The sequence below is a fragment of the Lacipirellula sp. genome, from assembly GCF_965279485.1.
Classification (GTDB): domain Bacteria; phylum Planctomycetota; class Planctomycetia; order Pirellulales; family Lacipirellulaceae; genus Lacipirellula.
Genome location: NZ_CBDIIC010000001.1, coordinates 1,230,218 through 1,251,218, shown reverse-complemented (window position 1 = coordinate 1,251,218; position 21,001 = coordinate 1,230,218). Strand labels below are relative to the sequence as shown.

The window sequence follows — 21,001 nt, the reverse complement described above, 5'->3', positions numbered from 1 at the left end:
AGCAATTCCCCCGCCCACGAATTCCCCCCGCAATTCGCACTGGCTCGCTCCCCGCAAATTGTGCAGAATACCGCCGCTTCCAGGGAAGGAATCGCCGCTGCCGTGACACGTTCGAAGCCGATCATCGACTACACCGCGTATCTCGCGGTCCGCACGTTCGTCTGCATCATCCAGGCGATGCCGCTCTCCACGTGCCAGGCTTGGTCGCGGCGCCTCGGTTGGCTCTTCTGGCACGTGCTGAAAGTTCGCCGCGGCACGGTCGAGGACAACCTCAAAACCGCGTTCCCCGAACGCTCCCCACGCGAGCACGAGCAGATCGCCCTCGGCATGTGGGAACATCTGCTGCTGATGGTCTGCGAGATTGCCCACGCCCCGCGGAAGATCAACCGCACCAATTGGCGCACGCACCTTGCGATGCCGCAGATGGAGCTCATGGTCCGCCGCCTGCTCGCCCCGCGGCCGGTGATCATCATCAGCGGTCACCTCGGCAACTTCGAGATGGGGGGCTACCTCCTCGGCTTGCACGGTTTCCCGTCGCACACGATCGCCCGCACGCTCGACAACCCGTACCTCGATCGCTGGATCAACGACTTCCGCGGCGCTACCGGCCAGTTCATCCTCCCCAAGCATGGCAGCAGCCAACGAATTGAAGAGCTCCTAAAGTCCGGCGGCACGCTCGTGCTGCTGGGCGACCAGCATGCCGGCGAGGCCGCCTGCTGGGTCGATTTCTTCGGCCGCTCGGCCTCGACGCACAAAGCGGTCGCCCTGTTTACCCTCAGCGGCAACGCCCCGACGGCCACCGGCTGCGTCTACCGCAAGGGGGCGCCGATGCACTTCGAAATGGAGGTCGCCGGCCTCGTCGACCCCGCCGCCGCCGACTTCAATCTCGGCTCGATTCCGCTCTTGAGCACGTGGTACACCCGCGGTCTGGAGAATCTCATTCGCGTGGCCCCCGATCAGTACTGGTGGCTCCACCGCCGCTGGCGCGAACCGCCGGCCCGGCAGAAAAAACTCCGCGCCGCAGAGCCGAGCGATCCCGCCGCCGCCCGTCCCGCCGCGTAGGCGCCATCCCGCCGCACCGTCGCCGCTTCGTCCGCTGAGGTTCGCCGCTACCTACCTTTGCCCCATCCCGCCCGCGTGACATAATCACGGCTTGCGCGCCGTTTGCCGCCGCTGCCCAACACGGACTCGCCTCGTGTATCGCCTCCGAGCCTTCCGCAACTCCGATCCGCCCCACCTGGCCGCCATTTGGCGCAGCCAGCCGGCGCAGCGCGGAATCCTCCAGCCGATTTCGCCGCCGCTGCTCGAGTACGCCGTCTTCTCGAAGCTGAACTTCGAACGCGGCGGCCTCATCGTCGCCACCCGCGACGACGTGCCGGTCGGGTTCGTGCATGGCGGGTTCGGGCCGACGGAGGATGGCCTGTACCTCGACACCTCGCTCGGCGTCACGCAGATGCTGATGGTGCAGGGGGGAAGCGAAACCGAGGCATCGCTCGCCGACGACCTCCTCCGCGCCAGCGAAGAGTACCTCCGCGGCCGCGGCGCCACGGTCCTCTACGCCGGCGGCGTCAATCCGCTCAACTCGTTTTACCTCGGCCTCTACGGCGGCAGCGAAATCCCCGGCGTCCTGCAAACCGATCACATCCTGCGGAACGCTGCGCAACGCGCGAATTACCGCGAGATCGATCGCGTCCTGATCATGCAGTGCGACCTCGCCCGCGTGCGGCCGCCAGTGTCGCGCGAGCTCCGCGCGATCAAGCGGACGACCCAGCTAATCGAGAAGATCGACCCCGAGCCAAAAACGTGGTGGGAAGCCTGCATCTGGGGCTCGCTGCAACGTGATGTCTTCAGCCTGTTTGACAAGACGCAGAACCGCACGGTCGCCACGGCGTCGTTCTGGGACATGCAGCCCCTCTCGACCTGCTGGGGGATGACGGCCGCGGGGCTGTTCGACCTCGAAGTCGACGCGAAGTTCCGCCGCAAGGGCTACGCAAGCTACCTGCTCGGCGAAGCGATCCGCGTCCTCCGCCGCCGCGGCGTGACGACGATCGAAGCCCAAACGATGGCCACCAACGAAGCCGCCCGCGACTTTTATTTGAAGTTCGGCTTCACCGAAATCGACCATGGGGTCGTTTTTCGGAAGGACTCGACGTTGTAAATGCGGGAGCGGGGATTACCACTCCACGCCCAGCATCTGGCAATTGATTCCCGAGCCGATGCCTAGCATCGCCACGCGGTCGCCTTTCGCGAAGCGCCCTGCCTCGGCCGCCAGCGCCATCGTGGTCGGCAGCGCCGCCGCGCCGGTATTCCCCAGCGTTTCAAAGGTCGAGTAATCGAGCGCCTCGTCGAGACCCAGCGTTTCAAACAGCAGCTTGCGATGGGCGACGCCAACCTGATGGCAGATCGTCTTGGTGATGTCGCCGCGCGACCAGCCGACCTCGCGCAAGAACGGCTCAAAGGTCCGCCGGCCCGTCTCCACGCCGTTGAGCATCAGCTGCTCGCTGTCGGTCCGCATGAACGTCTCCAGCCCCTCGCTCTGGCAAAGCGAGTGCCCCTCGGTATTCGCGACGACGGCGCCGCCGAGCAACCGATGCCGCTCGCGGCTGAGCGCCTCGTCGCACAACACGACGCCCACGCTCGCTGATCCAATGGTGAGCGACGCGACGTACGCTTTCACCCCGCGACGATCGATCGATTGATCGTTGTTGAGCCGCGCGACCGTCGTCTCCACGAGCGACCGCCCGTCTTCTGTCCCCACGATGAGCCCCGCGCGAATCTGCCCCAGCTCGATCATGTTCGCCACCTGCACCATCCCGCTGAGGATGCCGAGGCAGGCGTTCGAGACGTCGTAAATGAGGCAGTCGCCCGACAGCCCGAGCGCGTGATGCACGCCGCACGCCGTCGCCGGTTCGAGATAGTCGCGGCAGACCGAACCGTGGACGAGCGCCCCAATCTCCGCCGGATCGATCCCCGCCGCCGCGATCGCCCGCCGGCCGCTCTCGATGCTGATCTCCCCCGGCCGCGTCCCCGGCGGATAAAACCGCCGCTCGCGGATGCCGGTCATCAGTTCCAGCCGTCCCTCGGGCAGCCGCAGCCGCTGGTATGCCGGCGCTAGCCAGCGCTCGAGTTCGTCGGTCGTGACGACCTCCTCGGGCAGCGTGTAGCCGAAGCTTTCGAGATAAACGCGACGGTAACGCATGGCTGGCAGGGGAGGGCGGGGCAGCGGCAAGAATCAAGCGGCAATAGCGAATTACTTACCGTACCGCTCTCCCCGCCGCGGGTAAAGGAACCGCCGCCCGCATCTGCCCCGCACTGAACTCGCCCGCCCGCCGGCCCCCATTCAGCGTTCCCCGTTTCGCCGATTTCAATTAAAACCACCGCACACCCTGCGGATTGCTTCTTTGTCCGAACTCTCGCCTATCGCCGCTCCGCCGCGCCCGCGCGATCTCGTCGCGGTCGTCGTTGCGCTCGTGCTGCCGACGATCGTCACCTGGCTCTACTTTTTTCAGGCCGACGACATGCGCCCCGCCGCGCAGCTGCTGATCTTCAACACGGTGAAGACAGTCCAGTTTTGCTTCCCGCTCTTCTGGGTGCTCGCCATCCAGCGCGGCCGCGTCACGCTGCGGCCGACAACGACGCGCGGAATCGACATCGGCATCACGTTTGGCGGGGTCGTCGCGGCGACGATGTTCGCGCTCTACCTGATCTTCCTCCGCGCCTCGCAACCGGTCGTCGACGCCACCGAAATCATCATCGACAAGGTCAGCGGCTGGGGGATCGACGAGCCCTGGAAGTACGGCCTCCTCGGCCTCTTCTACGCCCTCATTCATTCGTTCCTCGAAGAATACTACTGGCGCTGGTTCGTCTTCGGGCAACTCCGCCGTTTCATTCCCCTGTGGCCGGCGGTGACAATCTCGGCCCTCGGCTTCATGGCCCACCACGTCTTGGTGCTCGGCAAGTTCTGCGGCTTCGACAGCCCGCTCACGTACTTCCTCTCAGCCTGCGTGGCGATCGGGGGGGCTTTTTGGGCCTGGCTCTACGACCGCTCCGGCTCGCTGATGGGCCCCTGGCTCGGCCACATGCTGATCGACGCCGCCATCTTCGCGATCGGCTTCGACCTCATCCGCGGGTACTTTGCGACGTAAGGGGCCAACCACGAAAGCTCGAAGTCACGAAGGGCAGCACAAAGAAGACTTAACCGCTGATAGAACGCTAATTCAGCGCGAATAAAACAATTCATTAGCGATCATCAGTGTTCATTAGCGGTGAACCCTCCTCCGATTTTCGTGTCATTTCGTGTGTTTTGTGGCCAAATCTCCCCGTATTTCATCTCATCATTGCGGCGAATGCTCTTGCTAGCGGTCTGTGGACGAGCGCGCACAAAACCTCACAAACCCGCCTATGTAGTGCTAGCACTTCCTGTCCGCCGCAATATCGTCTAACGGTTTGCGTCTGCTAACGAAGTCGTTACATTTCGCTTCAGACTTGCATCCACGATCCGGACCGGTGACACGGTCGCCCATTGAAGGAGTTTCGAGGCCAGAAGATAGGGAAGTCGTTCCGACCCAGTTCCCCGTGCGGGCACAAAGCGTCGGACAGCCGCCTCAAGTCAAACATTGCCGCGCCCGAGCGCCCACGGATGGGTGGTCACGCCAGCTTCAGCTAGCCGACACGCTTGCCGCGCTACAAGTTCGCCTTGATCTGAGTGTTGTTGTCCGATCAGACTTTTTGCCGCCCGTGCGAGGCGACAGCGAACGATTCTCCGCCGGCCTCTCTGAGCGAGCCCCCGCAAGCTCGCCGTTGTAGGGAAACCACAGGGTGCGCCATGATGGCGCCGGAAAGGATCATTCCATGTCCAAGCCGCTTATCGGTATCAACACCGACTTCCGTTCGTCCAACCAAAACTCGACCGAATTCGCCTACGTCGCCGCCGGATACTTCGACGCGATCTTCCAAGCAGGCGGCCTGCCGGTCCTCATTCCCCCCTACGAGAACGAATCCGATCTCGAACACCTGCTCCAACGCCTCGACGGCGTGCTGCTCATCGGCGGCGCCGACCTAGATCCCCGCCGCGACGGCTGGATGCTCCACCCGACCGTCCGCCTGCAAGATCCCCGCCGTGAGAACTCCGACCGCATGCTCGTCCGCCTCATCGCCGAACACCGCACCCCGGTCCTCGGCATCGGCGCCGGCATGCAGCTGATCAACGTCTCGCAAGGCGGCAACCTGATGCTGCACATTCCGGAAGATATGCCGGGCGCCCTCCCGCATCTCGACCCGCTTGACCCCGATCACCGCCACACGCTGCAGCTTGCCTCGGGCTCGATCATGGATCGCGTTTACGGCGACGGCGAACTCCGCGTCAACAGCATGCATCACATGGCTGTCGACGAAATCGCCCCCGGCTTCCAAGTGACCGCCCGCTGCCCCGACGGCATCGTCGAAGCGATCGAAAGCACGATGGAAGATTGGTTCGCCTTCGGCACGCAGTTCCACCCCGAAGCGTCGACCGCCTCGGCGCTCGACATGCGAATCTTCGAAGAGTTCATCATGGGCGTCGAAATCGCCCGCGGCATGGTCCCCGCGGTCCACGAACTCGTCGCCGCCTGATATAGTGAGAGCTTTCACCCAATGGCGTAGCGGGCTTCAGCCCGCAACGTAGAACCCAGAGTGCGTGCTCCAGCGGCCTGAACGGATTCAGAGTGGCCGCTACGTTTGAAAAGGTCGGGCTCGGCGTTGGTAGAGGAAGCCAACGCCGAGCCTTTTTTATGCGCTGAATACTTAACCACCAAGGCTCAAAGGCACGAAGGAAATCACGAAGTGAATTCCTTCTTCACTCATGCCTTCCTTCGTGACCCCTTCGAGTCTTCGCGACTTCGTGGTTAATCTCTACTTAAGCAGCTTCAAAAACTCGCGCATCCACGCCGGGTTCCCCGGCCACGCCGCCGCCGTCACCAAGTTGCCATCTACCGTGACGCCGTCATAGCCCGCAGTCGGCTCTTCCCAAATGGCGCCGGCCCAGGCCAGCTCGCGCCAGCACGAAGGATAAGCTTGGCACCGCCGCCCCTCGACCACTTCGGCTGCGGCCAGAATCAATCCGCCATGGCAGGTTGACGCGACCGGCTTATCGTCGGCGAAGAACTTTCGCACGATCTCAAGCACGCGCTCATCGAGCTGCAAGAACTCCGGCGAGCGGCCGCCTGGAATGATGAGCCCATCATAAGTCGATTCATCGACCAGCCCCCAGTCGATGGTGATCGGAAAGTTGTGCCCGCGCTTCTCGGTGTAGGTTTGGAACCCTTCGAAGTCGTGAATGGCCGTGACGACCGTCGACCCGGACTCCTTGCCAGGCGAAGCCGTATCAATGTGATGCCCCGCCATTTGCATCGCTTGATAGGGAAAAATCGCTTCGTAGTCTTCCACGAAGTCGCCAACCAACATCAACAGCCGCTTCGCGCTCATCGTAGTCTCCTAATTCGAATGCTAGCCACGAAGACTCGAAGGGACGAAGGACGCACGAAGGAAGCCAATTCTGTTCTTACGGTTCTTTGACTTCTTCGTGACATCCTTCATGTCTTCGAGTCTTCGTAGTTAACTCCTAGTCTTTAATAATCGACTCCGGCATCCGCCGAATATTCCCCTCGCGGTCGACGCAAGCAATCGTACTCGCTCCCTCGGCGATCAACTTTTCGTTCACGATCACGCGGTAAGCGTGTTCGATTCGCGCCATCGTCGCCTTGGTCACTTTGGTTTCGATCCGCAGCCGATCGCCGAAGCGGGCAGGGCGGTGGTACTTGGCCGAGATGCTGTGGACGACGAGGAACGCCCCGTCGCGTTCGAGGTCTTGGTAATCGTGCCCCATCGTCTTGAGCATCTCGACCCGCGCGAGTTCGAAGTAGCGGAAGTAATTCGAATGGTGGACGACTCCCTGCCCATCGGTCTCGTAGTAGCGAACGTCGAGTTCAAACGCATGTTCCATCATCAAACACTTTCAGGCGGGGCAGGGATGCGGCGGTCAAACGTCGCGTCAGTAGCCGCCGGTCAACGACCGGCCGGAGCGGAGGGACCAACATCCTACAAAACCGCCCGCCCCCCAGTCAGTGGCCGCGCGAAACGGGGTCGGGAGCCTTTTGCCACAAGCGGGCGCCAATTCGATGTTAAGCCTCCAGTGGCAAAAGGCTCCCGACCCCTTCCCGCGCACCATCCCATCGCGGTCCGTCCCTCCCCCAAACCACGTTGCATCCCCCAATTCACCCCCCTATAGTAAATCCCATTCCAAAGGAGTCCCCTAGGCCCCACCCGGCCCAGCAGGAGCGGCATCGATGAGCAGTAGCGGCGGCGGCGAGCATTCTGGAATCGATTTCGCCACGATGCGCGGCCGCGACTACCCCTCCATTCGCCAATTCACGGTCTTTCTCGAGAACCGCGTTGGCCAACTCCTGGAAGTCGTCCGCCGTTTCGAGGGGAGCAACGTCCGTATCGTCGCCCTGACGATCTCCGATTCGACCGAATGTGCGGTCGTCCGCTTCTTGCTGAGCGACCCCGAAGCGGGCCGCGAAGTGCTCGAACGGGCCGGCCTGGCGATCGTCGAGTCCGACCTGATCGGCGTCGAACTCCCCGACACGCCGCAGCCGCTGCTGCAGGTTTGCACGGCGCTGCTGCAGTCCGAGGTGAATATCACCCAGGTCTATCCGCTCCTCTCCCGCCCGCACGGCCGTCCGGCCGTCGCCCTGATGGTCGACAACATCGAGATCGCCCTCGATACCCTCACCTCGAAGGGTTTTACGCCGATCAACGAAGACGATCTCAAAGAGATCTGAGCCGATCGTCGGCGGCGCTCCCTTCTCGTTGGGTGGCCAAAAATAGAGACTCGAAATTAGCCCCCCAATCCTCTATCAATGGGGGAGGCAAGTGCCCGTCAAGCCGCCTACGGTCCGCGCTGCGGATCGGTTGCGCTCACCACGCACTGACGCCCATTTAGTCCCGTCCGCTCGCGGCGGGCGAACCGATAATCACTTCCGCATACAATGTCGCATATCGCCCTTAATGTCGCCTCCACGACGCGACATTAAGGGTTAAAATCAACCTAACGGCCGACCAGGAAACGCCTTAAGTCAAGCTTCTTAGTGTCGCCTAAAATCGCTTTTCCTCTCAGATAGAACGCGTCGCCATGCCCATTCATGTCATTTGCCCCACCTGCCATGCCCGTTTCAAGGTCGGCGACCAGCACGGCGGCAAGTCTGGCAATTGCCCCAAGTGCAAAGGGGCGATCCAGATTCCCAAGGCTGAGGACGAGGTCGTTATTCACGCCCCCGAGAGCGAAGCCGGGGCCAAGGACGCGAAGGGCCGTAATGTTCTCAAGCCGATCAAGCGAACCGAGACCAAGTTCCAACTGAACGCCGCCCTCATCATCGGCGGCGCGGTGGTGCTCGTCTTTGCCGTCGCGTTTTTGATTGGCAACAGCCGCGATCAACTTAAGGACGTTCTCACCTACATCATGGCCGGCGGTTTGGCGATTATCGGCCCAGCGCTTGCGTATGCCGGTTACACGTTCCTGCGCGACGACGAATCGGGCGCCTTCATGGGAACCGATTTGCTCGTTCGCGCTATCGGCAGCGGCCTAGTCTATGCCCTCACCTGGGGCGTTTACTGGTACGTCGGCTACACCGTTTTCGGCAGCGAGCCCTACCTGATCACCGGCCTCGAACTCTGGCAGATCGGCCTGCTCGTCGCCATCTGCATCGGCATCGGCACGTTCACAGCGTTTGTCGCATTCGACTTCGAACCAATGACCGGCTTCTTTCACTTCGCATTGTTCTTCGTGACCACCGTGCTGCTGCGGTTTCTCATCGTCGGCAACTTCCTTCCGGGAATGAACCGCGAGGAAAAGAAGCCCGGCGTGCGTGCCGAGGTGATGGAGGTCGTGCCGCAGGACAGCATCGTAACCATCGGATTTTCCTACGGCCCGAAGTATCAGTTGGACGCTTAATCCCAGTCCCAGCGGGACGCCTGACAATAGCCCAGCAATTTATTGCTGGGGCTAGATCGTTCGTACAGCAAGGAAGTCCCAGCGGGACGACTGAAAACCTGACCGCAGAAACGACAAGCCATCCATCAGTTGGTCCCTCCAGGACAAACAGGTCAAACAAGCCGCCAAACCCAGCAGTAAACTGCTGGGCTACTATCAAATCTCCCTCCGGGAGACGTTTACGACTGCTCACTGCCGACCGCCCACTGCTCATGTCCACCATCCGCGAAATCCCTGAAGTCGCCGCCCTCCGTGCGAGCCGGCACCTCATCCGGATTCCGCCGGAGATCGACGTTCCTCTCACCCGCCGCGTTCGCCAACTCGTCGACGCCCCCGAGTTCCGCCGCCTCGCAAACATCAGCCAGCTTGGCCTGGTGAGCCTCGTTTACCCCGCCGCGAACCACACGCGGTTCGAGCACTCGCTCGGCGTCTACCGGATGGCGCTCCTCTATCTCGATCGCCTCGCCGACAACGATCGGTTTGAAGCGGCGGTCCCCCCCGCGGCGGCCGAGCGGTTCCTCGTCGCCGCGCTGCTGCACGACCTCGGCCACTGGCCCTTCTGCCACCCGATCGAAGACATCAGCCTCCGCCAAGTGCCGAGCCACGAACTGTTCGCCAACAGTTTCTTGCTTGAGGGAGAGCTCGCCGACATCCTGCGGCACGAGTGGAACATTCAGCCGCGTGACGTCGTCGAGATGCTCACCCACAAGCCGGCCGACCGCTGCGGCCGGCTGCTGCGGAGCATGCTCTCGGGGCCGATCGACGTCGACAAGATGGACTATCTCATGCGGGACAGCCTTCATGCCGGCGTTCCGTATGGCCGTAATTTCGACCAGCCGCGGCTGATCCAAAGCCTCTGTCTCAACGAAGCCGGCGACACACTAGCGATCACCGACAAAGGAAAAACCGCCGCCGAGATGATGGTCTTCGCCCGCTACGTGATGTTCAGCGAAGTTTACTGGCATCACGCCGTTCGCTCGGCCACCGCGATGCTGCAGCGGGCGTTCTTCCTGCTGCATCCCCATCTCGACGTCGATTCGCTCTTCCGGCTCACCGAGCACCCAATGATCGACGCATTGCGGAAGGCGGCCGGCGACGGTCCGTCTGCGGAGTTGCTCGACGGCCTCTTCGGCCCCTCGCGCAAGCTCTACAAACGGGTCGCCCAGTGCAGCCTGTTCCAAGAGCCGGCCCTTTACGAGCGACTCGCCCGCCGGCCGTACCCATGGCTGGTGCGTTGCGCGGAGCAATTCGCCGGCCTCGCCAGCCGAGCCCTTTCGAGGGTCGTAGCGCCGCACGAGATTCTGTTCGACGCCCCGCCGGTGGAACTCGAAGTTGAGTTCCAGATCGAAGTCTTCTTCCCGAAGGAAGGCTGCTACCGGCAACTCGGCGATGTTTCGCCGGTGGTGAAGACGCTGGCGAAGCAGCAGTTCGACGACTACGTGAAACGCGTCCGCCTCTTCGCCCACCCGCGCCTAGCCGCCGACCTCCGCGCACTTCCCGGCCTCACGGATCTCCTGGCCCAAGCCATCGACCTCGCCACGTAACTGCGTCACGCAACGGGGTCGGGGGCCTTTTGCCACTAGCGATCGTCAATGCAGTGGAACGCCTCTAGTGGCAAAAGGCCCCCGACCCCTTCCGGTGCACCACGCCGTTCAGCGCAACAAAAAACCCCCGGCATAAAGTGCCGGGGGCTAAGTGTTTCATAAACGGCAATAATCGACCGCGTACCAAACCTACGCGTTTGCTAACTCCAACTCCGGCTCCGCCTGGCGCGTGCTACGCCGGTACGCCGCGTACTGCTGATCGATGACGTCGGCCGGCATGAAGTTGTGCTCCACAAGGATATCGCGGAGCCCCGCCATGTGGCGGCTCTGCTCTTCGAGCAGCAAGTTCAGATCGTCGTTCGTGAGGTAACCAAGCCGCACGGCAATCTCGCCGAACATCTGGTTCGGCGTATCGCACTGTTCCTGCAGGATGACGAACATCTGCTTGACAGTCAGCTTGCGGGTTTGGATCGCCATCGTCCCCAGCGGTGGGCGCGACCGCATCTGCAGTTTCAGGGCTTTGTAGAACGCCTGCGTTGAAAGGAGCCCGTTGTCGACCAGGTACATACCGAATTGCATAAGATTCTCCACTTAAGGGGCTGCCGATCAGCGGCGTGGGGCCTCCGTCGCGGGAGGCAGGCGGGAGAGGAGCAAAGGGGAGGACTCCTCATTGCAAGCCTATGTCGCGCCCGCCCCAAAGGTGGGGGCGCCCGCCTGTCGATTCCGTCATGCTCTGCGAGTTCGCCCGAACATTCGCGCTGAACCTTAAATTCCGAGCCCCCTCGCAGTGGCGAGCCACTAGGCGACTAGGGGAAGCCACGCCTCTCGATCGACTTCCGGGCCTTCTCCGTTGATTCCGCTGGCCGTGCCGGGATTCCGTGCAGGGATGCGGCGGAGCTAGGCGATCCCACGGTCCGCGGACGCCGCTATCTCTCGGCTGGATCCCTCGCCGTGATCCCCGCCAACCGCCGCAACTCCATATTTTGCTAGCTGTTGCGCGGCCTACCGCAGCTCTCTCACTGCCGCCCGGCGATCCTCGCCCAGCTATCGGCATACTAGTTGCGTCTAGCCCGTTCATCTCTCTTCCGGCGGCCTTCGCAGGACGTGAACCGCAGTGATCGATTCCGTGTCGATCTAGTTGAACGACCGCCCCGCTGATGCGGGCGGCAAGGAGTTGGATGACATGCTACGCGATACCAGTGCCTACGATCTTAGCGCGACTCCGATCCCGTTCCGGGCGGCTGCCGTTGATCAGCAGGTTGCGCCGGTCGCGGTGGCGCCTCCTTCCGACGCACGCCTGATCGAACAAGAGATCGCCCGGCTCACGTGGATTGTCCTCGACGGCGGGGCCACGCTCTCCGATCGCCAACGGCTTGCCGAGTTGGTCAACGCTCAGCACGCCCAACGTCGTCGCTTCGACCGCTAAGCCGGTCGATCGTTACAGCCGGCGCGACCGGTCCTGCCTTTGCCCGCCGCGGCTTCCATGGCCGCAGTTTCGAGCCAATTCGCTCCGCTTTTTCAGTTGTTAAGCTGGAGCGATTGCGAAAACACTGCCGATACCGTTCTCTAGATCGAGCAAGTGCCACGGTCTGATTCGCAAGGGATGCGACTCCCCGCCCCCAGTCACCGCCTCGGCTCCAGGAAGCCACTGCCGAGGTTCCCGCCCGATGAGTTTGGCGACTTCAGTTCGGCCGACTCTGCTGGAACGACTGCGATGATGACCGCTCCCGCCGCGCACTACCTGCTGTTCGTCGAAGCCTCGATCGAACCGAATCAAGCCGGAACCTGGCGCTTCGTCCTCGAGAACGTCGCCACCGGCGAAAGCTTCTCGGCAACCGACGGCGAAGCGATCGAATGCCACGAGCGTCTCGAACTGCTGGCCGTCGTCCGCGGACTCGAATCGATCGATCACTCGGCCCGCGTCACGCTGGTCACCAAGAGCCGTTACGTCAACCGCGGCCTGAAGCGCGGCCTGAACGACTGGCGCGCCAACGGCTGGCAGTGGGAACGCTTCGGCCGCGTCGTCCCGGTCCGCGACCACGACCTGTGGAAGCGCGTCGACCGCGCCCTCAACTACCACCAAGTCGACTGCCGCCTGTGGCAGTTCGGCGGCGAAGTGGAAGCCGAGCCGGCAGTTGAAATCGAAACGCCAGTCGAATCGGTGGTGATCGCCGGTCCGCGTCGCGGTCGGTTCACGCTCGCCGCGGAAGGCTTCCGCCGGGCGACCCAAGCGGCCGCTTCGCTGGGCGACGCCCTCATGCCCACGAGCCTCGCCGGCTAAAGAGTCCCGCCCAACCTTGAGATTTTCGCCCGTAACGAGCGACTTACGCGTTCAGAACGGCGCCCAGAGATTGCCTCCCCGAGTCACGCAGCAACCATTACCGGCCGCCCAAGCCCCAAGCAAGCTGCTCCCGTTTCAAGTACAACAGTTAGCAGGATAGACCACCGTGCGATCCACCGTCGACGTCAACGCGATTAACCCAGTTATCCACGGCTACCACGAGAATCCGTTCGAGGTGCTGGGCCCCCACGTGATTGAAGAAAACGGCCGCCAGGCGTTGGCGGTGCGGGCCTACTTGCCGCAATCGCAGCAGGCATGGTTGGTTGATCCCAGGGCAGGGGAGTCGAAGCCGATGCGGCGGATTCACCCGGCCGGCCTGTTCGAAGCCATCTGTGGACCGGAGATGCATGACGTGGAACAAGGGCGGACCTACCAACTGCGTGCGGTGAATTCAGCAGGCGAGCAGACGACGATGCACGATCCTTATGCGTTCCCCCCGCTGCTCAGCGAATACGACCTCTACCTGCTCGGCGAAGGCCGCCACTGGCAGAGCTACGAGAAGCTCGGCGCCCACATGCGGACGGTGAGCGGCGTCAACGGCGTCAACTTCGCCGTGTGGGCCCCCAACGCCGAGAGCGTCAGCATCATCGGCGACTTCAACGGCTGGGACCGTCGCAAGCACGCGATGCGGAAGCACGTCCCCACCGGCGTGTGGGAACTGTTCATCCCCGATGCCAAGCCGGGCCTGCTGTACAAGTTCTCGGTGAAGGCCCGCGGCGGCCAGGTCACCGAGAAGTGCGATCCATACGGCTTCGCTGCGGAACTTCCGCCGCGCACGGCCAACATCGTGGCTGACCTGAACAGCTACCAGTGGAAAGATCACGAGTGGATGGCTCGCCGGGCCGAAGGGGGCAACGCCCTCGACGCCCCGATGTCGATTTATGAAGTTCACCTCGGCAGCTGGAAGAAGAACCACGGCGGCGAAACGCAGTGGATGAACTACCGCGATCTGGCCCACCAACTGGTCGCCTACTGCCAAGAGATGGGCTTCACCCACCTCGAACTGATGCCGATCAGCGAGCATCCGTTCACTGGCAGTTGGGGCTACCAGACGGTTGGCTACTACGCCACCACCAGCCGCTACGGCACGCCCGAAGACTTCATGTACTTCGTCGACTTTTGCCACCAGAACGGCATCGGCGTGCTGATCGACTGGGTGCCGGCTCACTTCCCCAAAGATACCCACGGCTTGGCCTCGTTCGACGGCACGGCGCTCTACGAGCACGCCGATCCGCGGCAAGGCGAGCACCCCGACTGGGGCACGAAGGTCTTCAACTACGGCCGTAATGAAGTCCGGAACTTCCTCACCTCGAACGCGCTGTTCTGGCTCGATAAGTTCCACATCGACGGCCTGCGGGTCGATGCGGTCGCGTCGATGCTGTACCTCGACTACAGCCGCAACGACGGCGAGTGGATCCCGAATCAGTACGGCGGTCGCGAGAACCTTGAGGCGATCTCGTTCCTCAAGGAATTCAACGAACAAGTCCACCAGCAACACCCTGGCACGCTGACGATCGCCGAAGAGTCGACCGCCTGGGGCGGCGTCTCGCGGCCGACCTACCTCGGCGGCCTCGGGTTCAGCCTGAAGTGGAACATGGGCTGGATGAATGACACGCTGCGGTACTTCCGCCACGAGCCGATCCACCGCCAATACCACCACGACGAGCTGACGTTCTCGCTGATTTACGCCTTCACCGAAAACTTCACGCTGCCGTTCTCGCACGACGAAGTGGTGCACGGTAAGGGCGCCTTGCTCGACCAGATGCCGGGCGACCTGTGGCAGAAGTTTGCGAACCTGCGGTTGCTATACAGCTACCAATGGACCCACCCGGGCAAGAAGCTGCTGTTCATGGGCTGCGAGTTCGGCCAATGGAACGAGTGGAACCACGACCACGAACTGCAGTGGGATCTCCTGCAATGGGATACCCACCAGGGCGTGAAGAAGATGATGGCCGACCTCAATCAGCTCTACCGCAACGAGAAGTCGTTCCATCAGGTCGACTTCGAGTCGGGCGGCTTCGAGTGGGTCGACTGCCACAACTACGCGAATAGCATCCTGTCGTACCTCCGCCGGGCCGAAGATCCGAACGACTTCACCCTGGTGGCCTGCAACTTCACCCCGGTGCCGCGGCATAACTACCGCCTCGGCGTGCCGGAAGGTGGTTGGTACGGCGAGATCTTCAACTCGGACTCGGCCTACTACGGCGGCAGCAACGTCGGCAACTACCCCGGCGTGATGGCCGAAGAGAGCGAAAGCCACGGTCGTCCGTTCTCGATCGAGCTGACCCTGCCGCCGCTGTCGGTGGTGGTGCTGAAGCCGAACCGCAGCTAGTTGATCGCGGTTTAGTTTGAAACGAACAAAGCCGCCTTCCACATCGAGTGGAAGGCGGCTTTTTGTTTATATCGTTCAGGCCTTCTTCTAGCCCCGGGCTCCGCCCGGGGGTGGCGTTACGTTAACCAACGCGACGACTACCGGGATAGAGGCCGACCCCCCGGCGGAGCCGGGGCTAGACGCAACGCGATTGCCTCGGGCTACCGCGACTTCTCCCGCTGCCGTTGCCGTTCCACCTTCCAATCTTCGTCAATGACCAGACCAGCGCGATTCTCGATCATCTCAGCCCGAACAGCGTTCTGGAACTGCGAGGCATGCTTGACGAGCATGTCCTGGCCGCCGCGCCAGTATTCCGCTTCCTGCAAGAAAAGCTTCTTGAGGTCGTCGTCGCTGAGCTCCTTACGGGCGAGCCGCAGCACGTAGGCGGCCGTGTGGTCGTAGTTCAGGAGGCTCACCGTCTCATTGTCGACGAGGCTGAAGGCCTTCTCCATGAACTCAGGGCTGATTCCCTTGAGCTCCGGGACGTCGCTGAGCATCGGCTGGGCATCGGCGTCGGTGCGACCGGCGGGGTAGTTCAGCCAGCTGAACAACGCCGTTTCCTTAACCACTTCATAGCCGCGATCCGCAAAGAAGAACTGATCGAAGGGCGTGTTCCCCTTCACGACCTCGGCGGCCAGCTCTTGAGCCTTTTTCTCGGCGAGCTCCGCAGCTTTCCGCTGCTTCCAGGCCGTCACGACCTGATCTCGGGCTTCCTTGAAGTCGGGGATGCGGCGGGCGATATCTTCCGACTTCACCACGATGAAGGCGTCGCCTTCCATCTCGCTAGCGAGCATCGGCTCGTATGGCTTGAGGCGATTGAACGCCGCTTGGGCGACGCTCATCGTTTGTCGATCATCGATCGCCTTGCCAACGGGCGTTTCGTACAATTCGCGGATCGTCAGCGGGCTCGTTTTTTCGTAGGTCATGCCGTACTTGTCAGCGAGCCACTGGAGGTCCGTGAGCTTTGCTGGCGGCTTGGGAGGCTTCTTGCCCGCCTCTTCAGCCTCGATCGCGGCGACCTCGTAGGCGTTGGCTTCGGCTTGCAGCTGAGCCATTGCTTCGGTCATGATCCGGATCAGTTCCTTTTCCGCAGCCTCTTGAGCCAACACGCGGCGGATTTCGTCGCGGACGGCGTCTAGCGACTCGTACTCTTCGGCCGGCGGCTTCGCGGCTGCCGGAGTTGCGCTTTCCGTGGCTGCCGGGGCGGTCGTCGCGGGAGCTGATTCAGCGGCGGGCGCCGCAGGCTCTGCGGCTGGGGCGGCTTCGGCCTCGACGGCGGCGGGAGCCGTAGCTTCCTCCGCGGCGGGCTCGGCCGGGGTCGATTCCTCTTGGAACGAAACCAAGCGGAATGGGCTGCTGCGGCGCGCGTCGGACGATTCTTCCGTAGCGGGCGCGGCAGCCGGCGAGGCTTCCTCGGCCGGGGCGGCATCGCTCGCCGGGGTCTCAGCGGCAGGCGTCGCCCCTTCAGCTGGCGTCTCCGCCGCTGGCGTTTCGGCTGCGGGAGTTTCGGCTGCGGGAGTTTCGGCTGCCGGCGTGGTCGACTCGGTGGTCGGAGGAGTCGTCTCGCTCGTGGCCGGCGCCGCGTCGATCTTTACGAAGTTCTCTTTGTTTTGCTCGTAGTAGTACGCGATGTCCTGTTCGGTGATCGTGTCGAGCAATTTCTCGGTGAGCACCGGAATGCTCGCCTTCAGGTACTCGATGCGGACGCGCTGCGGCTCGGCAAAGCCGGGATTGGGCGAGTTGACGTCGTAACCGCCGAAATTGACGCGCAGGCCCGGATCGTAATCCTTGAATTCGTTGTAGAGGCCTTGGAGTTGCTCGTCGGTCGGCTCGGGAACTTCGGCCAGGAACTTCTCGATTGGCAGGATCGCCGCTTGCACCGAGATTCGCTCGTTCACCTGACGCCAATCGGCCCACTTTTGTTCCGGAGTGACGACCCAACCGGCGTCGGAGTACATGCGCGTGTAGAAGTAAGCCGCCAGCGCCTTCCGCAGCGTGCCGAAGACGATTCCCTCAGTGGTGCGCGGATTGCCGTTGCCGAGGTTCGCGAAAATTTGCTCGGCTTGTTGATCGGAAACCTTGTTGAGGCCCAACTTCTTAATGTACTGGCTGATCAGCTGATCGCTGACGGTGATGCCAGCCTCTTTCGCGAGCTCGGCTTCCACCTCCGTGTTGATCACAATCTGATCGAGAATGTCCATCTCCTGGTCATTCGTCAGCAAGATGCCTTGGAGCGGAATGTCTCGAGGCAGGTCGTAACCGGTGGTGCCTCCGCCCGCGCCAAAGACCCCGAGCAGAAAATCGTTGGTGATCTTCCGCTGCGCCATGAGGGCCTGCAGTTGGCTTTGGCTCAGCGAGCCGCCGTTCCAGGTGGCGACCTTCCCGTCGGTTCGCGGCCCGTCGTTGCTGCGCCCGCTGCTAAAGGAGCTGCCGACCACCCAGATAAACATCAACAGCACCACCGCCACGGCCATGAAAGCTTTGGTGTGCTTGCGGAAATATCGAAACGGACTAGACATGAAATCGCCCTGAAGAATCGTGCTATCGCTGGCCGGTGACTTGACAGGCGGCCATGTCGAAAAGTAATGATTGACCAGCGGGAGTCGCGAAATGAAGGATGCTGATTCTATTGGGAATCGACGTAAACGCAATCCCAACAAGGGAGTATCGCCGATTGGCGCGTGCCGGTGAAGGGGCTGACAGCGGTTTGCTGGGCCGTCGGTCGTGCCGGTTAGAGGAGGTTGGCAGGAGCCCAAGCCGTCGACGGTGATAGCTGGCGAAACTTTAACGTCTGCTGCCGCCTGTGCCGGTTGCCCGAGATTGTCCGCAGCTACCGCTTAGCGAAAGTTTGTTTACGGCCGACTTGCCCGTGAACGGATAATTTCAGCACACGACGGAATACTATCGCATTCACGCGATTTGATATCGCCTTGCCCGCAGCCGACCGTATGGCCAAAAAAAGCTCCACCTCCGAATCCGCCGGCCAAGCGCTGGTGATTGTCGAATCTCCCGCCAAAGCGCGGACGATCGGCAAGTACCTGGGCAAGAACTTCCGCGTCGAGGCCAGCATCGGCCACGTCCGCGACTTACCGCAAGGCGCCAAGCAGGTGCCCGCGGAATATAAGAAGGAGTCGTGGGCCAACCTCGGCGTGAACGTCACCGACGGCTTCACGCCGATCTACGTCGTCCCGCCCGGGAAGACGAAGCAGATCAAGCTGCTGAAAGATCAACTGAAGGGGGCCAACGCCCTCTATCTGGCGACGGACGAGGATCGCGAAGGAGAGGCCATTAGCTGGCATCTGCTTGAAATCCTCAAGCCGAAGGTGCCGGTCCACCGTCTGGTGTTCCACGAAATTACGAAGGACGCGATCCAGGCGGCGATCGAATCGCCCCGACAGGTCGACGAAGGGCTGGTCCGCGCTCAGGAAACGCGCCGCATTCTCGACCGGCTCTATGGTTACGAAGTCTCGCCGCTGTTGTGGCGCAAGGTACGGCCGAAACTTTCGGCCGGTCGCGTGCAAAGCGTCGCGGTGCGGCTGATCGTCGAGCGCGAGCGTGAGCGGATGGCGTTCGTCTCCGCCACTTGGTGGGATTTGCTCGGCAGTTTTGCGAAGGCTGATAAGCAGTCGCTTGAGGCGACGATGGTGTCGGTCGACGGCCGCCGTATCCCGGTTGGCAAGGACTTCGATTCGTCTACCGGCAAGCTGAAGAACCCGGAGATGATGCTGCTCGACGGCGACGCGGCGGCAGCGCTCGCGGCGAAGATCCGCAGCGGCAAGTTCCGCGTCGCGTCGATCGAAGACAAGCCGTATAGCAGCAAGCCGTCGCCGCCGTTTACGACGAGCACGCTCCAACAGGAAGCGAACCGCAAGCTCGGGTTCACCGCGCGGCGGACGATGCAGGTCGCGCAAAGCCTGTACGAAAACGGCCATATCACTTACATGCGTACCGACTCGACCAACCTCGCGTCGGTCGCCATCGAGAGCGCCCGCGATCTGGTCGACAAGAACTACGGCGGCGAATTCCTGCCGGCTGAGCCGCGGATCTACCGCTCGAAGGTGAAGAACGCTCAGGAAGCTCACGAGGCGATTCGCCCCGCGGGCCATCCGTTCGAGCTGCCGGACACGATGCGGCCGCAGCTCGGCGTCGACGAGTTCCGCATTTTCGAGATGATCTGGAAGCGGACGATCGCGAGCCAAATGGCCGATGCCCGCGGGCGGCGGATTTCGATCACCATCGAAGGCGAAGGCTGCGTTTTCCAGGTGAGCGGCAAGACAATCGACTTCCCCGGTTACTTGCGGGCGTACGTCGAAGGCTCTGACGATCCGAGCGCCGAACTCGCCGACCAGGAAAAGGTGTTGCCGAGCGTTGAAGTCGGCGAACTGCTGGCTTGCACCGCGCTCGATGCCAAAGAGCACACCACTCAGGCTCCGGGACGGTTCAGCGAAGCGTCGCTGACGAAGGCACTTGAAGAACGCGGCATCGGCCGGCCGAGTACGTACGCGTCGATTATCGACACGATTCTGGCCCGTAACTACGTCTTCAAGAAGCAGAACGCGTTGGTCCCGACGTGGGTCGCGTTCTCCGTCGTGCAGCTGCTCGAAGATCACCTGTCGTCGCTGGTCGACTACCAGTTCACCGCGCAGATGGAAGACGACCTCGACGCGATTAGCCGTGGCGAACAGGAGTCGGTCAGCTACCTAGACAAGTTCTACTACGGCAACGGCGCGCCGGGGCTGAAGAAGCAGCTCGAGAACAAGATCGACGAGATCGATCCGGCCCGCATCGGCCGCATCCTCATTGGCACGCCCGAGGGACAGGCGCCAGTGTTCGTCCGCGTTGGCCGCTACTCGCCGTTCGTCGAACAGGGCGAACGGACCGGATCGCTGCCGGAAGAGACGCCGCCCGATGAAGTGACGCTTGAGATGGCGCTCAAGCTGCTCGATCAAGCGGCGCAAGGCGACGAACCGCTCGGCATGTGCCCTGAGACGAACAAGCCGGTCTACCTGAAGACGGGCCGCTTCGGACCCTATATCCAACGCGGCACGCCCGAAGACGAAGAGAAGCCGCAGAACGCGTCGCTGCTGAAGGGGATGAGCCCCGCCGACATCGACCTGGCTACGGCCCTGAAGTTGCTGACGCTGCCGCGGAACTTGGGCGAGCATCCCACGCTGAATCAGCCGATCATGGCGTTCAACGGCCGGTTCGGACCGTACGTAAAGTGTGGCGACGAAACCCGTTCGCTGCCCGCCGACGTCTCGCCGCTCGACGTGACGATGGAGCAAGCGGTCGCGCTGCTGGCTGAACCGAAGACCCGCGGCCGCGGCGCCGCGGCGAAGAAGGAACCGCTGCGGACGTTCGAACAGCCGTCGCCAGTGACCGAGAAGCCGATCCAAGTGCTCGACGGGCGCTACGGACCGTACATCACCGATGGCGAGACGAACCTCTCGCTTCGCAAGGGGATGACGGTTGAAGAGCTAACGTTCGACGAAGCCGTCTCGATGCTCGCCGAGAAGGCCGCGATGGGCCCGCCCAAGAAAAAGGCGGCGAAGAAGAAAGCTGCTCCGAAAAAGGCCGCCGCGAAGAAGGCAACGCCGAAGAAGGGCGTAACCAAAAAGCCAGCGACGAAAAAGGCGGCCAAGAAAACGACGAAGAAGACCGCCAAGAAAGCGGCTGTCGAAGAGGGCGCCGACGGAGACGACTGAGACCCAAGCTCG

Annotated in this window: 16 protein-coding genes; 11 read left to right on the top strand and 5 right to left on the bottom strand. The window is 62.4% G+C overall.

Going from position 1 to position 21,001, the window contains the following annotated elements; genetic code table 11:
- Positions 1-102 precede the first annotated feature (102 nt).
- Together ACQY7R_RS05235 and ACQY7R_RS05230 are read left to right on the top strand one after the other, a co-directional pair.
- Positions 103-1,062 carry a lysophospholipid acyltransferase family protein gene (locus ACQY7R_RS05235; protein WP_428304537.1) on the top strand — a complete coding sequence of 320 codons (960 nt, stop codon included), beginning with the start codon at positions 103-105 and terminating at the stop codon, positions 1,060-1,062.
- A 133-nt stretch (positions 1,063-1,195) separates the two neighbouring features.
- Entirely contained in the window at positions 1,196-2,158 is a 963-nt protein-coding gene (locus ACQY7R_RS05230) for a GNAT family N-acetyltransferase (RefSeq protein WP_428304536.1), read from the top strand.
- Between the two features lie 15 nt (positions 2,159-2,173).
- Here the strand turns inward: ACQY7R_RS05230 and ACQY7R_RS05225 are convergent, their stop codons facing one another.
- Positions 2,174-3,199, bottom strand: coding sequence for a 3-oxoacyl-ACP synthase III (locus ACQY7R_RS05225; RefSeq protein ID WP_428304535.1), 1,026 nt, complete (start codon positions 3,197-3,199; stop codon positions 2,174-2,176).
- A 202-nt stretch (positions 3,200-3,401) separates the two neighbouring features.
- Between ACQY7R_RS05225 and ACQY7R_RS05220 the strand changes: the two genes are divergently transcribed.
- The gene (locus ACQY7R_RS05220) at positions 3,402-4,145 is read left to right on the top strand and encodes a lysostaphin resistance A-like protein (protein ID WP_428304534.1); all 744 of its coding nucleotides are present in this window, start codon (positions 3,402-3,404) and stop codon (positions 4,143-4,145) included.
- 706 nt (positions 4,146-4,851) lie between these two features.
- Positions 4,852-5,610 carry a gamma-glutamyl-gamma-aminobutyrate hydrolase family protein gene (locus ACQY7R_RS05215; protein ID WP_428304533.1) on the top strand — a complete coding sequence of 253 codons (759 nt, stop codon included), beginning with the start codon at positions 4,852-4,854 and terminating at the stop codon, positions 5,608-5,610.
- Between the two features lie 279 nt (positions 5,611-5,889).
- Here ACQY7R_RS05215 and ACQY7R_RS05210 read toward each other — a convergent pair whose 3' ends face one another.
- Together ACQY7R_RS05210 and ACQY7R_RS05205 are read right to left on the bottom strand one after the other, a co-directional pair.
- Positions 5,890-6,462, bottom strand: a complete 573-nt coding sequence (locus tag ACQY7R_RS05210) for a DJ-1/PfpI family protein (protein ID WP_428304532.1) — start codon at positions 6,460-6,462, stop codon at positions 5,890-5,892.
- A 136-nt stretch (positions 6,463-6,598) separates the two neighbouring features.
- A complete protein-coding gene (locus ACQY7R_RS05205; protein WP_428304531.1) occupies positions 6,599-6,979 on the bottom strand; it encodes an acyl-CoA thioesterase in 381 nt (126 codons plus the stop codon).
- Positions 6,980-7,322: 343 nt separating this feature from the next.
- Here ACQY7R_RS05205 and ACQY7R_RS05200 point away from each other — a divergent pair, with 343 nt between their 5' ends.
- The 3 genes from ACQY7R_RS05200 to ACQY7R_RS05190 all read left to right on the top strand — a co-directional run bounded on the left by ACQY7R_RS05200 (position 7,323) and on the right by ACQY7R_RS05190 (position 10,572).
- Positions 7,323-7,820, top strand: a complete 498-nt coding sequence (locus ACQY7R_RS05200; protein ID WP_152098573.1) for an acetolactate synthase — start codon at positions 7,323-7,325, stop codon at positions 7,818-7,820.
- A 350-nt stretch (positions 7,821-8,170) separates the two neighbouring features.
- Positions 8,171-8,989: a hypothetical protein gene (locus ACQY7R_RS05195; protein WP_428304530.1), complete on the top strand. Its 819-nt coding sequence runs from the start codon at positions 8,171-8,173 to the stop codon at positions 8,987-8,989.
- Between the two features lie 251 nt (positions 8,990-9,240).
- Positions 9,241-10,572 carry an HD domain-containing protein gene (locus ACQY7R_RS05190; protein WP_428304529.1) on the top strand — a complete coding sequence of 444 codons (1,332 nt, stop codon included), beginning with the start codon at positions 9,241-9,243 and terminating at the stop codon, positions 10,570-10,572.
- Between the two features lie 189 nt (positions 10,573-10,761).
- Here the strand turns inward: ACQY7R_RS05190 and ACQY7R_RS05185 are convergent, their stop codons facing one another.
- Positions 10,762-11,151, bottom strand: coding sequence for a hypothetical protein (locus ACQY7R_RS05185; protein WP_152098576.1), 390 nt, complete (start codon positions 11,149-11,151; stop codon positions 10,762-10,764).
- Between the two features lie 604 nt (positions 11,152-11,755).
- Here ACQY7R_RS05185 and ACQY7R_RS05180 point away from each other — a divergent pair.
- From ACQY7R_RS05180 to glgB, 3 genes are all read left to right on the top strand, one after another.
- Positions 11,756-11,998, top strand: coding sequence for a hypothetical protein (locus tag ACQY7R_RS05180; protein ID WP_428304528.1), 243 nt, complete (start codon positions 11,756-11,758; stop codon positions 11,996-11,998).
- A 288-nt stretch (positions 11,999-12,286) separates the two neighbouring features.
- Positions 12,287-12,853: an RNase H family protein gene (locus tag ACQY7R_RS05175; protein WP_428304527.1), complete on the top strand. Its 567-nt coding sequence runs from the start codon at positions 12,287-12,289 to the stop codon at positions 12,851-12,853.
- 166 nt (positions 12,854-13,019) lie between these two features.
- Positions 13,020-15,245, top strand: a complete 2,226-nt coding sequence (gene glgB / locus ACQY7R_RS05170) for a 1,4-alpha-glucan branching protein GlgB (protein ID WP_428304526.1) — start codon at positions 13,020-13,022, stop codon at positions 15,243-15,245.
- Between the two features lie 200 nt (positions 15,246-15,445).
- Here glgB and ACQY7R_RS05165 read toward each other — a convergent pair whose 3' ends face one another.
- Entirely contained in the window at positions 15,446-17,803 is a 2,358-nt protein-coding gene (locus tag ACQY7R_RS05165; protein ID WP_428304525.1) for a hypothetical protein, read from the bottom strand.
- Positions 17,804-18,232: 429 nt separating this feature from the next.
- Between ACQY7R_RS05165 and topA the strand changes: the two genes are divergently transcribed.
- Positions 18,233-20,989, top strand: coding sequence for a type I DNA topoisomerase (gene topA, locus ACQY7R_RS05160; RefSeq protein ID WP_428304524.1), 2,757 nt, complete (start codon positions 18,233-18,235; stop codon positions 20,987-20,989).
- Positions 20,990-21,001 lie beyond the last annotated feature (12 nt).